12 protein-coding genes are annotated in these 13481 nt (G+C 71.3%); 7 read left to right on the forward strand and 5 right to left on the reverse strand.

Going from position 1 to position 13481, the window contains the following annotated elements; all coding sequences use genetic code 11:
• The first annotated feature begins 27 nt into the window (after positions 1–27).
• Complete coding sequence (gene cobA, locus GA0116996_RS18100) at positions 28–840, forward strand: uroporphyrinogen-III C-methyltransferase (protein WP_244159908.1); 813 nt, start codon at positions 28–30, stop codon at positions 838–840.
• An 85-nt stretch (positions 841–925) separates the two neighbouring features.
• Positions 926–1135, forward strand: coding sequence for a DUF2905 domain-containing protein (locus tag GA0116996_RS18105; RefSeq protein ID WP_092314391.1), 210 nt, complete (start codon positions 926–928; stop codon positions 1133–1135).
• Between the two features lie 27 nt (positions 1136–1162).
• On the opposite strand, the gene GA0116996_RS18110 is transcribed toward GA0116996_RS18105, so the two are convergent.
• From GA0116996_RS18110 to GA0116996_RS18120, 3 genes are all read right to left on the reverse strand, one after another.
• Positions 1163–3115: a methyl-accepting chemotaxis protein gene (locus tag GA0116996_RS18110; protein ID WP_092314393.1), complete on the reverse strand. Its 1953-nt coding sequence runs from the start codon at positions 3113–3115 to the stop codon at positions 1163–1165.
• Positions 3116–3304: 189 nt separating this feature from the next.
• Complete coding sequence (locus tag GA0116996_RS18115; RefSeq protein WP_092314394.1) at positions 3305–4567, reverse strand: phospholipase D-like domain-containing protein; 1263 nt, start codon at positions 4565–4567, stop codon at positions 3305–3307.
• A gap of 109 nt (positions 4568–4676) precedes the next feature.
• Positions 4677–5681, reverse strand: coding sequence for a LysR family transcriptional regulator (locus tag GA0116996_RS18120; protein ID WP_092314396.1), 1005 nt, complete (start codon positions 5679–5681; stop codon positions 4677–4679).
• Positions 5682–5787: 106 nt separating this feature from the next.
• Between GA0116996_RS18120 and GA0116996_RS18125 the strand changes: the two genes are divergently transcribed.
• Positions 5788–7008 carry an MFS transporter gene (locus GA0116996_RS18125; protein WP_092314398.1) on the forward strand — a complete coding sequence of 407 codons (1221 nt, stop codon included), beginning with the start codon at positions 5788–5790 and terminating at the stop codon, positions 7006–7008.
• Between the two features lie 13 nt (positions 7009–7021).
• On the opposite strand, the gene GA0116996_RS18130 is transcribed toward GA0116996_RS18125, so the two are convergent.
• Positions 7022–8899, reverse strand: coding sequence for a sensor histidine kinase (locus GA0116996_RS18130; protein ID WP_092314400.1), 1878 nt, complete (start codon positions 8897–8899; stop codon positions 7022–7024).
• Positions 8900–8906: 7 nt separating this feature from the next.
• On the reverse strand, positions 8907–9602 hold the full coding sequence (locus tag GA0116996_RS18135; RefSeq protein ID WP_092314402.1) for a response regulator: 696 nt from the start codon (positions 9600–9602) through the stop codon (positions 8907–8909).
• 293 nt (positions 9603–9895) lie between these two features.
• Between GA0116996_RS18135 and GA0116996_RS18140 the strand changes: the two genes are divergently transcribed.
• Genes GA0116996_RS18140 through GA0116996_RS18155 form a run of 4 tightly spaced genes read left to right on the forward strand, consistent with a single transcriptional unit; the run spans position 9896 to position 13338 of the window.
• Positions 9896–10618 (forward strand): penicillin-binding protein activator LpoB, encoded by a 723-nt coding sequence (locus GA0116996_RS18140; protein ID WP_244159910.1) that lies wholly within the window; start codon positions 9896–9898, stop codon positions 10616–10618.
• Positions 10602–11087: a putative periplasmic lipoprotein gene (locus tag GA0116996_RS18145; protein ID WP_141693749.1), complete on the forward strand. Its 486-nt coding sequence runs from the start codon at positions 10602–10604 to the stop codon at positions 11085–11087. Before GA0116996_RS18140 ends, GA0116996_RS18145 begins: the two co-directional genes overlap by 17 nt.
• 52 nt (positions 11088–11139) lie before the next feature.
• Positions 11140–11946 (forward strand): hypothetical protein, encoded by an 807-nt coding sequence (locus GA0116996_RS18150; protein ID WP_243419696.1) that lies wholly within the window; start codon positions 11140–11142, stop codon positions 11944–11946.
• A 9-nt stretch (positions 11947–11955) separates the two neighbouring features.
• Positions 11956–13338: a hypothetical protein gene (locus tag GA0116996_RS18155; RefSeq protein ID WP_092314408.1), complete on the forward strand. Its 1383-nt coding sequence runs from the start codon at positions 11956–11958 to the stop codon at positions 13336–13338.
• The last annotated feature ends 143 nt before the right edge of the window (positions 13339–13481 follow it).

A 13481-nucleotide genomic window follows, 5' to 3' on the forward strand; every position in this document is an offset into this window, starting at 1 on the left:
GGCGCAATCCCATTGCAGGAGTCCAACATGCAAGCACCGCTGAAGCCCGGCAAGGTCTGGCTGGTCGGCGTCGGCCCCGGCAGCCCGGACCTGGTCACGGTACGCGCCATGCGCGCGCTGGCCGCCGCGGAAGTCTGGCTGGTCGATGACCTGGTCTCGCCGGAAATGGCCAGCTATGCCAGCCCCGGCACCCACGTGGAGTGGGTCGGCAAGCGCGGCGGGCGCTGCTCGGTGAGCCAGCAGCGCATCCAGCAGCTGACGCTGCAGCATGCGCTGGCCGGCCGCACGGTGGCACGCGTCAAGGGCGGCGATCCGCTGCTGTTCGGGCGCGGCGGCGAAGAAGCCGCGTTCCTGCGCGGCCACGGGCTGCAGGTCGAGATCGTCAACGGCATCAGCAGCGGCATGGCCGCCGCGCAGGCGCTGGGCATTGCGCTGACGCATCGCGCGCACTGCCACGGCGTGACCTTCGTCACCGGCCATACCAGTGCCCACGGCTCGCCCGACTGGCACGCGCTGGCGCGCGGCGGCACCACGCTGGTGATCTACATGGGCATGAGCCGCATCGCCGCGATCCGCGACGGCCTGCTCGCCGCCGGCATGGCGGCCGGCACGCCGGCGGCGGTGGTGATGCACGCCGGCAGCGAGCACGCGCGCAGCTGGACCGGATCGCTTGGCACGCTGGCGCAAGCGCTGGCGGCCGGGCTGGCAAGCCCGGCGGTGATCGTGGTGGGCGCGGTGGTCGGCGACGCGAACGCGCTGCTGCCGGTGCTGGAGAGCGACCCCGTATTTCTGGCCGAAGCCGCCACGCTGTGCACTGCAGCGCACCAGGCGGCGGGATGAGCGGACGCGGGGCGCTGAGGAATCCCGCGGACCGATAGCGGTCCAACGCATCAGGACCGCAACCGCTCACGCGCCATCGCCGATCATGCAACGTCTGCTTATCATCCTGGGCTGCCTGCTGCTTGCCGCCGGCGCCGCCTGGCCCTGGCTGTCCAGGCTGCCGTTCGACCGCCTAGGCCGCCTGCCCGGCGATATCCATATCGTCCGCGACGGCTTCAGCTTCTACCTGCCGATCACGACCTGCATCCTGGTGTCGGTGGTGGTTTCGGTCGTGATCTGGCTGTTGCGGCGCTGATCCGGCGCTGATCCCGCGCCAGCGGCTTCAGGCCGCGTGCGCCTCAGTCCGGAACACCGCCACCGCCCGCTGCATCTGCAGCGCCTGCTCCCGCAAGGACTGCGCCGCGGCCGCGGCCTGCTCGACCAGCGCGGCGTTCTGCTGCGTGACCTGGTCCATCTGCGCCATCGCCTGGTTGACCTGGCCGATGCCGGTGCTCTGCTCGCGCGAGGCCTGGCTGATGTCATCCATCATCGCCGCGACCCGGCCGATGGCGGCGACGGTGCCTGCCATGGTCGCAGCGACATCGAGCGCCAACGTATTGCCCGCGGCCACGCGCTCGCCGGATTGCGAGATCAGCAGGCGGATCTCCTTGGCCGCGGCGCCGGCGCGCTGCGCCAGCCCGCGCACTTCGCTGGCCACCACCGCGAAGCCGCGGCCGGCCTCGCCCGCGCGCGCCGCTTCCACCGCCGCGTTCAGCGCCAGGATATTGGTCTGGAAGGCAATGCCGTCGATCACCGCGATGATGTCGGCGATGCGCCGCGAGTCGGCGTCGATCGCCTGCATGGTCTGCTGCATGCGGCCGACCGCGTCGCCGCCGGCACGCGCCGCTGCCGACGCCTCGCGCGCCAGCGCGCTGGCCTGCCCGGCGTTGCCGGCATTCTGCTGCACGGTCGCGGTCAGCTGCTCCATGCTGGCCGCGGTCTGCTCCAGCGACGCCGCCTGTTCCTCGGTGCGCTGCGACAGGTCGATATTGCCTTGCGCGATATCGGCGGCCGCGGCCAGCACGTTTTGCGCGCCGGCCTTGGTGTCACCGATCAGCGCGCGCCAGCCGGCGGCCAGCGCCAGCAGGTGCCGCTTGACCTCGCTCAGCTCGTCGCGCCCGCGCACCGCAAGCCCCACGGTCAGGTCGCCGGCATTGATGCGCGCGACCATCGCGGCGACCTCGCTCACGTCGGCGCGCATGGCGCGGCTGAAGCCGATGAACAGGTAGAACGCGGCGCTTACCGTCACCAACGCAATGCCGGCCAGCCAGGCAAATTGCCGGGCCTGCGCCGCGGCACGCTGCGCCAGCATCCCGGCGGCGATCGCGGCGAATTCGCGGCTGGCTTCCGCCACGCCATCGATGGCGGCGGTGGCTTCGTCGAAATAGGCTTTGGCCTCGATATCGATGCCGGCCGCGCCCAGCATGCGCACCTGCAGCGTGCGATGGAAACGGTCCATCGCGTCCAGCCGTGCCAGCGCGGCATCGATGCGCGTGCGGTAAGCGGGTGCAGCCCTGCCGACGCGAGCGATGTCGCGCCGTATCGCGTCCAGCCCTGCGCGGATCTGCTCGGCCAGCGCGCCCAGTCCCGCCTGCTGCGCCGCATCCGCATAGCCGCCCCGTGCAATGATGCCCGCGCCGCGGCCGCGCGCCAGCGCGCTCTGTTCGGCCAGTTGCGGCATCGGGCCCGTCAGCAGGCTGACCAGGTAGTAGGAGCCGGCCTCGCTGTCCAGCGCCAGGCGCGAGCGCTCGGCGACGTCGGCGATATACGCCTGCGTCTGCCGCACCAGTGCGCTGTGGCGCTCGAACAGCGGCCCCGCCGTGGTGTCCAGGCCAGGCCCGCGCACTTGCTGCCAGCCCTGCTCCAGCTGGCGCATGCCGGCCGCGAGTTCAAAGCCGGGGTTCTGCGCGATGCTGCGCGCCAGTGCGGTAAGGTTGGCCGCCGCCTTTTCGTCCGCCTGGTCGAAGGTGGCGCGGAAGGCGGCATTGCCCGACAGCACCGCATGCGCGGCGCCACGCCGGACCTGGGTCTCGCGCATGAAGTCGAGCGCGTGCCCGACCACCGCCAGCCCGCGGATTTCCTGGCTGGTGATGCTGCGCGCTTGCGCCGCGTCGCGCAGCGCCACGGACAGCGCGCCGACCAGGGGCACCAAGAACAGCACGGCAATCAGTGCCAGCTTGCGGCGGATATTCAGGCGCGCCATCAGGCGCTCGGCGGGAAGGAACAGGGCGGGCATGGATCGTCGCAGAGGGGCTAGGTTTCCCCCTGCTATCGGCCCGGTTTGGCGGTGCTGAAGCGCAGATGTACGGGTTTTTGACGATGCGCAAATGCGGTGCGACAAAAGCGCTGAAGTAGGGCAAACCGCGCGCTGCTCAGGGGCATGGCGCCCTGTTTGCGGGCCGCCTTGCCGCCATCGCCGCTCCGCTCAGAGTTGCGCGCCGATCAGCGAGGCCAGGCGGTCGCGCAATCGTTCCCGCCATGGGCGGTTGACCCACGCCTCATAGGTTATCGGGCGCGACAGCTTCAGGTCTTCCTCGAAGATCCGGGTCTGCTGCGCGGCAAATGCCGCGTCGAGGATATTGAGCGTGGCCTCGTCATTGAGGCGGAACGAGCGGTTGTCGAAGTTGGTGGAGCCGACCGAGACCAGCAGGTCGTCGACGATCAGCACCTTGCAGTGGTACATGGTCGGCGCGTACTCGGCGATCAGTGCGCCGGCCTTCAGCAGCTCGCCCCAGCGGGCGCGCGACGCCGAGCGCACGGTTTCCGAGTCGATATGTTCGCCCGGCACGATCACCCGCACCCTCACGCCTCGTGCCAGCGCCGCCAGCAACGCCTTCTCGGTCAGCGCGTCCGGCACGAAATACGCTGCCGAAAGGTCGATGGTGCGCGCCGCCGCGGTGATCGCCAGGTGGTACATCAGCGCCATGCTCTCGCTGCCGCCCGTCGGCGAGCTGCTGAACATCTGCGCCCGGCCATTGCCGACCGGCACCAGTTCGGGAAAGTAGTCGGGGCCGTGCGGCACCGCGCCGCTGACCTTGATCCAGTTGTCCAGGAACACCGACTGCATCTGGCCGACCACCGGGCCTTCCACCTCGAAATGCGTATCGCGCCAGTGCTCGGGGTCCTGCGCATGGCCGGTCCACTCCGGCGCGATGCCGACGCCGCCGGTAAAGCCGATGCGGCCGTCGACCACCAGCACCTTGCGGTGGGTGCGGTTGTTGAGCTTGCCGATGGTGTACCAGCGCACCGGATGGTAGCGGCGCACATCCACGCCGGCACTCGTCATCAGCGCGAGCGCTGCCTTGTCGATCTTGGAACTGCCGACCGCGTCCAGCAACACCTTGACGCTCACGCCGGCCCTGGCGCGCTCGGCCAGTGCCTGTGCGAAATCATGGCCGATATCGCCCGACCAGTAGATATACGACTCGAAGTTGATGGTCTTCTGCGCGGCGCGGATCGCGCCCAGCATCGCCGGAAAGATCTCGTCGCCGTTACGGAGCACGCGGTAGCGGTTGCCGTCGACCACGGGCGGGCCCAGCAACACCCCCAGCTCGCGCGCGAACTGCGGATCTTCCAGGCTGTAGACGCGGTCGAGGCGGCGCTCGATGCGCTTCTCGCCGCCGACCAGGTTGTAGGCGACGATGCCCGCCAGGGCAAGCAACACGATGGCGGCGGCAAACGCGAACATGCGGCCCCTTGTTCGAAACCTGGGAAAGACGCGGCGGATCACGCAGGCACCATGAGGTCGGGGCGCGGGGTTGCCCGCGGCGGAGGTAATGGCCGATACAGGATAGGCGTTATCGGCGCGCTTGTGTCATCCCGCGCGGCACGCGCGCCCGTTCGACCATGCCGGCGGCCGGGATCGCTTGCCGCATGGCGTCGGCGAACAGGCGCAGCCTGGCCGGATAGAAGCGCGCATGCGGATAGACCAGGTAGATCGGCAGCGGGTCGGCCTGCCATTGCGGCAGCAGGTGCAACAGCCTGCCGCTGGCAATGTCGTCGGCAAAAATCCACGACGAGCCCACCGCGACGCCCAGCCCGAGCCGGGCCGCCGCATGCAGCGCGTACAGGCTGTCGGTGCTCATGCGCGGCGCGAAGGCCAGGGCCTGGCGCGCCTGCGTCTGCCGGTGCTGCAGCACGATCTCGTTGCGGTAGAACGTACGCAGCGCCAGCCAGGGCAGGCTTTCCAGGTCTTGCGGGCGGCGCGGCAGCGGCTTGCCGTCGAACAGCGACGGCGCGGCGATGACCGCGCGCGGCACTTCCGCCAGGCGCACGGCCACCAGGCCGGGTTCATGCACCTCGCCCACATGGATCGCGCAATCAATCGCTTCGGCGATGAAATCCGGGGTCCGGTCGTGCAGCAGCCATTCCACCGCGACCTGCGGATATTGCCGCAGGTAGTCCGCCAGCGGACCCACCAGCACCTGCTGCCCGAACGCGTGCGGCACCACCACGCGCAGCGTGCCGCTGGGGGCGCGGCCCACGCCGCGCACGTCGGCCTCGAAGCGGGCCCAGTCGGCCACCAGTTCGCGCGCGCGCTCGTAGCAGCGCGCGCCGTCTTCGGTCAGCTTCATCGCATGCGTGGAACGCTGCAGCAGGCGCACGCCCAGCAGCCGCTCCAGCGTCTGCAGGCGCCGGCTGATGGTGGGCTGGGTGGTCTGCAGCTGCGCGGCGGCCAGCGACAGGCTGCCGGCCTCGACGATGCGCACGAAGGTCTGCATCAGGTCGATCCGGTCGGCGCCGGGCGCGCCGCGGGTAGCGGCGGGGGCGGCGCTCGGGTTAGTGGCTGGCTGGCCTTTCATACGCGTCTCGTATAGCCATTGTTCACCCCGCACGTCTACCAGAATCGGCGCGCGTGGACAACACTTCGGTCCATCTCAACCGCTTTGCGAACCGCGCAAACCCGCCATGTCCCCTGCTCCCGCAACCTCCCCCGCCGCCACGCTGGCCGACCCTGCCGTGCCAGGGCGCCTGGTGCTGCTGCTCGCCACCGGCGCCGGCCTGGCGGTGGCGTCGCTGTACTACAGCCAGCCCATGCTCGGCGTGATGGCCCCCGACCTGCACGCCAGCGACGCCACCGCCGGCGCCATCCCCACCCTGACGCAGCTCGGCTATGCGCTGGGCATCCTGCTGCTGGCGCCGCTGGGCGACCGCTATGACCGCCGCCATATCATCGTGGCCAAGGCAGTGGCGCTGGTCGGCGCGCTGCTGCTGGCGGGCCTGGCGCCGGGCATCGGCATGCTGCTGGTGTCGAGCCTGGTGGTGGGCCTGTCCGCAACGCTGGCGCAGGACATCGTGCCGGCCGCGGCGGCGCTGGCCCCGGCCGCGCAGCGCGGCAAGGTGGTCGGCACCGTGATGACCGGGCTGCTGCTGGGCATCCTGCTGTCGCGGGTGGTCAGCGGCTTCGTCGCCGCGCACTTCGGCTGGCGCGCGATGTTCGTGCTGGCGGCGGCCAGCATCGCGGCGGTGGCGCTGGTGGCACGGCGCCAGCTGCCGCGCTTTAGCCCGGCCACGACGCTGCCGTATCGCGCCCTGCTGGCCTCGCTGGCGGCACTGTGGCGCGAGCATGGCGCGCTGCGTCGCGCGGCGCTGGCGCAGGGGCTGCTATCGGTGGGCTTCAGCGCGTTCTGGTCGACGCTGGCGGTGATGCTGCATGGCGCGCCGTTCCACCTGGGCAGCGAGGCCGCCGGCGCGTTCGGCCTGGCCGGGGCCGCCGGCGCGCTGGGCGCGCCGCTGGCCGGCCGCCTGGCCGACCGCGGCGGTCCGGAACGGGTGACCCGCGCGGGCGCGGCGCTGGCGGCGCTGTCGTTCGCCGCCATGCTGCTGACCCCGCTGCTGGCGCCGCAGGCGCAGCTGTGGCTGATCGGCGCCAGCGCCATCGGCTTCGACCTGGGCGTGCAGGTGGCGCTGGTGGCGCACCAGACCATCGTCTATGGCATCGACCCGGGCGCGCGCAGCCGCCTGAATGCCGTGCTGTTCGTCTGCATGTTCACCGGCATGGCCGCCGGCGCGGCCCTCGGCAGCCTGGTGCTGGCGCGCTTCGGCTGGACCGGCGTGGCCGCGCTCGCCACCGCCGCGGCGCTGTGCGCACTGGCGGTGCGGCTGCTGCCGAAGCGCGCAGCGCAGTAAGCCGCAACCAGCCCTATGCCGCGGGCGCGGCCCCTTCCCCGGGCGTGCCCGCCTCATCGCCCTGCGCCGGCGCCAGCGGCACCGCCACCGTCAGCGCCGTGCCGCCAGGCGCCGAGCGGATCTGCAGCCGGCCGCCGATCGCCGCGGCGCGCACCTGCATATTGCGCAGCCCGCGCCCGCCGCGCGTGGCTTCGGCATCGAAGCCGCGGCCGTCGTCGGCCAGCGTGATGCGGATCGCCTGCGCGTCGGCCTGGGCGGTCACGGTCAGCGTGCGCGCCGCCGCGTGCTGCAGCACGTTGGTGATGCCTTCCAGCAGCAGGTATTGCAGCTCCTGCACCTTGCGCGCGGAGAAATGCGGCAGCGCCGGCAGGCGTTCGACTTCCCAGCGGATCTCCAGCCCGGCATCGGCGATGCGCGGCCCCAGCCGGTAGCGCAGGTTGCCCAGCACCGCGGCCAGGTCGCCGCCGGTGTCCTGCATCGCATCGATGGAAAGCTTGAGCGAATCCAGCGCATGCCGCACCTGCGTGGCCACCTCCGGGCCGCTCGCCTTGCCCGACTCCAGCATCGACAAGGTCGTGACCAGCTGGCTGCCCAGCCCGTCGTGCATGTCGCGCAGGATGCGCCCGCGCTCGCGCAGCGCGGTTTCCTCGGCGGCAATCTTCTGCGTGCGCGCAAAGGCCGCGCGCAGCTGCGCCTCGCGCTGCGCGACGCGCTCGGTCAGCACCTGGTTGGCGTTCTGCAGGCTCTGCACCGCGCTGGTGTAGCGTTCCACCAGCATCCACGCCATCACCACGCTGAACGGCACCGAGACGTAGCGGGTCATCGAATGGACCCAGTAATAGTCGCCGGTCAGCCAGACCTTGATCCAGTCCGCCAGGAACAGCACCGCCGACACACCGACGGTGACGGCCAGCAGCGTCGCCTCGCGGCTGGGCCGGCGCAACGCGCCCCACACCATCGCGCCGGCCACGGTCAGGATGATGCCGACCTTGACCAGCCAGCTCAGCGGGAACACCAGCGGATGGCTGGAGATGGCAGCCAGCGGCGCAAGCACCGGCAGCGCCAGCCACAGGTAGGCGTTGAGGGTGCGATGCAGCCAGCGCCACGGCACCCGGATCACCAGCAGGCAGAACCTGGCGATGGCGCCCAGGAACACTTCGCGCGCGGCGGCGACGATATAGCCGCGCAGTTCCGCCGGGATGGCGAGGTCATCGACGAAGTAGTCGAGCAGGCGCACGCTCCAGGCAACCTCGGCCAGCCCGTACAGTCCGAACAGCGGATCGCGCTGGCGCCACCAGATCAGCAGCGCCAGCCCGCCCAGCACGACGCTGAGCACCGCCGCGATCAGCGGGCCGACCACGCGCAGCAGGAAGGCCCGCTCATACTGCGCGCGCACCTCGGCGGCCGGGCCCACCGTCACCGGCAGCAGGCCGGAGCGCGCATAGGCGCGCGCGGCCACGGTGATGCGCAGCAGGTTGCCGTGCGTGTTCGCCAGTTCGGGCGGCACCGCCACGTAATAGGGACGCTTGGCCAGGGCCGACGCCGGCGCGTCCAGGCGCCCGCCGGCGGCGAGCAGCACGCCGTTGAGGCGCACCTCGTAGCTGCCGCCGGCCCATGGCACGAATAGCCCGCCGGGGGCCGTTGCGGGCCAGTTGCGGTCGAAGCGCAGTTCGTAGACCACGGTGCCGGACTTCCCCGGCATCACCCGGTCCCAGTAGTCGGGCAGCGTCAGCGCGCGCGCCGGCAGCACGGTGCCGTCGGCGAGCGTGGCCGAGCGCGTGGCACCCGCCAGCGCCATGGTGTCCGCCGCCGCCATGCCGGGCAGCAGCAGGCCGGCCCACGCCAGCAGCAGAGCCAGCGCGGTGCGCAGAAATGGCGGCCAGGACGGCATGGCGCGCTTACAGGGACTTGAGCAGGCCGAGCTTGGCCGCCTCGAACACGGCCTCGCCGCGCGAGCGCACCGCCAGCTTGCCGTAGATGTTCTTGATATGCGATTGCACGGTATGCACGCTCAGCCCCAGGTAGCGGGCGGTTTCGGCATAGGTGTAGCCGCGCGAGATCAGGTCCAGGATCTCGTTCTCGCGCACCGACAGCGTTACCGCGCCGCAAGCCGGGGCGGAACCCGCGCCAGCGCCCGCATCGCGCGCCGCCGCCTCCGGCGGCGCGCCGCGCAGCCGGTTCACCACCTGGCGCGCGATCAGCGGGCTCATCGGCGAGCCGCCCGCGCGCAGTTCGCCGATCGAGGCGGCGATGCGGTCGGAAGTTTCATCCTTGAGCAGGTAGCCGATGGCGCCGGCCTCGATGCTGGCCAGCACATGCTGGTCGTCGCCGAACACCGTCACGACCATGCAGTCGCAGGCGGGATAGCGCTCGCGCGCGTTGCGGATCACGTCGATGCCGCTGCCGTCGGGCAGGCCGAGGTCGCACAGCAGCACGTCGGGCTGGTGCTGCGCCAGCCACGCCAGCGCCTCTGCCACGGTCGAGGCGCTGCCCGCCACCGCGGCATCCGCCGCATGCAGGTCGACGGCCTGCACCAGCCGGCGCAGCGCCAGGGGGTCGTCTTCGACGATGAGGACTCTTGTTGTGCTTGCCATGCCTGTATTCCCGAGCCACGCGCGGTGCGCCCCCTGTGTTGCCACGCGGTGCGCCGGCACGACGGCGGATTCTGACATATCCCGCCCGCGCGCGGACGGCCCGGCGGGCCCGTTCAGGGTAAACGCCGCCGCCCGTACCCATCGCACGGCCGCACGGCGTTGCCCATCCCATATTCAGGGGAGGCGGCGCGCCGGGCCTGCTCCTATGATCGCGGCAAAACAGCCCCGCCCGTCCGCATGACGGCCGCCAGCGCGGGCAACAAAACCATGACGGGAATACGGGGAGCATGACCGTGACAGAGAAGACAGCCGGCACACCGGCCGCACGGGAAATCGGGGAAGCAAGGGGGAAAGCCGCGCGCAACATCCCGCCGACGGCCGCGCTGCGGCTGGCTGGCGGGATGGCGGCAGGCGGGCTGGCGGCGCTGCTGGCGGGATGCCTTGCCACCGCGCCGAACGCCGCCGGCGTGTCCGCAATGGAACTGGACACCGGCCGCAAGGGCGCGGTGTCCGGCGTGGGCCTGGAGGGCCACGACATTGTCGCCATGGCCGACCAGATGATGCGCGACATCCTGGCGCAGCCGCGCTTCGCGCCCGGCCGCGACGGCAAGCGACCGCGCATTGCCATGGACGGCGCCAACTTCATCAACGACAGTGCCCAGCCGCTGGACCGCCAGCTGATCGTGGAGCGGCTGCGCGTCAGCCTGAACCGCGCCGCGCAGGCGCGCATCCAGTTTGTCAGCACGCAGACCGCGCTGGTCGAGCGCGAACGCCAGGCCAAGCGCAGCGGCGCCACCGACGCCGGCACGCTGGGGCTGGCCCGCGCGCGCCTGGGCGCCGACTACAGCCTGTCGGGCCGCATCGGTTCGCTCGACAGCCGCAGCGCCGCCACCGGCATGGTGCAGCGCTATATGCAGATCTCGTTCGAGCTGGTCGAGGTGGAAACCGGCGAACTGGTCTGGAGCAACATCTATGCATTCCAGCGCGCCGCGGCCGACGATGTGGTCTATCGCTAGGCGCTGCGCCGGGATCGCCGCGGCATGGCTGCTGGCCGGCTGCGCCGCCACGCCGCCCGCCCATACCGGCTGCACGCCGTGGCAGCAGCAGCACGCGCGCCCGGCCCTGCCGGTCTCGTTCCTGTCGCCGGAGCTGGCCGCCATGGTGGCGGTGCCGGAAGCCGTCACCGCGCCCTCCGCCTCCGGAGCGGGCGCGGTCCACGCCGGCCTGCACAACTGCACCGAATTCGACGTCGCGTTGCTGGTGCGCACGCGCTTTCGCGCGACGCAGCCGGCTGCAGCGACTGAGCCGCCCAGCGCCTGGCGCACGCTGGTGTTGCCGCCGCGCACGCAGGTCGACTACGCCGAGCATGCCGTCATGGCCGGTTCCGTGCCGGCCGCGCTGGAAATCCTGGACGCCCAGCACGCGCAGCAGCCCTACCGGCCGGGACAACACTATCCGGTACTGCCCGGGCCCGCGCGGCCGTGACCGCCCTGCCGGCAGCACAGACCTTCCCCAACGCTTCTTCATGCCCCCGGTCATGACCCTTGTCCACTTCATGCCACGCTTCGCTTCGCTCGCCACGCTGCTGGCCGCCCTCCTTGCCGCCGGCTGCGCCGCGCCGCCGATGGCGCTGAAATCCACCCGCACCGGCGGCGACAACTCGCCCGTGGTGCGCGCCGACGTGGCCGGCAAGGCTGACCTGTCGGGCCTGAACGTGGGCGATACCGTCGCCGTGTCGCCCGGCAACAACAAGGTCGTGGTGGCTTCGACCCCGCTGGTCTACACCCTGTATGAAGACGGCATGGTGACGCAGGCCGAGGTCAAGCGGCAACTCGCCGTCAACCGCAAGGACGCGCCTCGGATCGAATTCATCAAGGGCGAGCTGCACCGCGGCGACTTCATCCGCCGCGAGATCCTGCTGGACCTGCACAGCAAGGACCCGGACGAGTTCAACCGCACCATCCACTTCCTCGCCTTCAACCGCGGCGACAAGGCCTTTCGCGGCGACCTGACGGTCTATGACCTGCTGCCCGCCGAGCTGGACCTGGTAAAGCTGGGCAGCGCCAGCAAGTACACCGACCAGACCATGGTCAAGGGCGTGCTGAGCGGGCTGCCGTTCCTGTCGCTGGTGACACTGGCCATGGACAACTATTCGCGCTCCGACGAAGCCGTGCCGATGCGGCATGAACGGCTGGACCAGGTGCAGAAGTTCACTTTCCAGCGGCTGGTGCTGGAACCCGGCCAGGCCGTCGGCTTCACCATGCACGTGCGCTACCAGCTGCCGGGCGAAGCAGAACTGGCCGACCTGCGCGAAACCGCCGCGCCGCTGGCCCGGCAGCAGTAAGGGGCGCCCGTGCGGATTCCCGACACGGCCGGGGTATGGCGGCGCGCCGGCGCGGCGCTGCTGGCGCTGGCGCTGGCCACGCCGCTACCCGGCGTGGCGGCCTGGTTCAACGGCGACGAGAAACGCCTGGCGGCCGAGGCGGACCGCTTTGTCGCCGACAAGCCCGCCGAGCTCCAGCGCATCCTGCATACGCTGTACATGGAGGGTGAATGGAATGCGGTGCTCAACCTCGACCTGCTCGGCCTGGCCGCGATCGAGTCCGGCCGGCCGCGCCTGGCCGAGCGCGCCTTCGACATGGCCGCGGCACGCATCCTGCGCGTCTATGCCGACGATCCCCACGCCCGGCAGGCGCGCTCGCTGTGGTCCGCCGAAAGCGTCAAGGACTGGAAGGGCGAACCGTACGAACGGGCCATGACGTTCTACTACCGCGGCCTGCTCTATGCGCACGCCGGCGACTACCAGAACGCCCGCGCCGCCTTCCTGCAGGCCGACATCCAGAACGCCTTCGGGCAATACGAACGCCCTGACAGCGGCCACGGCAGCTTTGCGCTGATGGCATGGCTGGCGGCATGGGCCTCGCAGTGCGCCGGCGATTCCGCGCGCGCGGCCGAGCTGGCGGCCCGTGCGGCCGGCGCGGCCGAGCCGTTCTACGCGCAAACCCGGGGCGTGCTGCCGCGGCACCTGAGCCTGTTCGAGGCCGGCCTCGGGCCGGAGAAGGTCACGCTGGGCGATACCAGAAGCCTGCTCGGCTTCCTGCCGCAAGGCCCGGCCGCGGGCGCGCCACGGATCGGCTACGCCGCGCAGGTAAAGCCGCTGGCCGCGGGCGCCGCCGCCGACCTGGACCGGGTCGCGCTGACCCGTGGCGGACGGCCGATCCAGGGCATCCTGGACGGCAAGGCGGTGTTCAAGGAAAACACCGCCACGCTGGCGGACACCGCCGGGGCGCTGTCGTCAGGGCTTGCGCAGGCGGCGCTGTCGGGAGTGGGGGGCGGTAACGCGGGCCTGGCCCAGGGCCTGGGTGCCGCCGGCGCGGCCGGCTCGCTGCTCAGCCTCGCCGCCGGGGCGCTCTCCAGCGCCGCCAATGCCGAGGCCGATACCCGCTACTGGGCGTCCCTGCCCAAAATCATCTACATCGAGGCGCTGGCCGCCCCGCTGGCCCAGCCGGCGGTGCAATTCAGCCCCGCCGCCGCCGGCAAGCCGCGCGCCGCGCTGCTGCAAGGTCGCCAGGGCGACTGCTCGCTGGCCTGGGGCCGCGAGCATTCCGCCTTCGATGGCGAGCACGGCGGCGTGGCCAATCCGTCGCCCTGGCCGGCCGAACCGGTCGAATCCGGGCGCGAACGCGCCAACGCGGTCCTGCGCAGCGAGCTGCTGGCGCTGCCGTTCGGACCCTAGCCGCCAAGCCCCGTTCGGGGGATAACCGCCCGCTCTTTTCGACCGTTGCAGCGCTTTTGGCAGTTCTGTTGGATTTTGCAAGATGTACGCATACAATGCCCCGGCGTCAGCCGATAGAGCTGGCGGACCTGGAGAAGAAGCAA

The sequence above is a fragment of the Cupriavidus alkaliphilus genome (assembly GCF_900094595.1).
GTDB classification, from domain to species: domain Bacteria; phylum Pseudomonadota; class Gammaproteobacteria; order Burkholderiales; family Burkholderiaceae; genus Cupriavidus; species Cupriavidus alkaliphilus.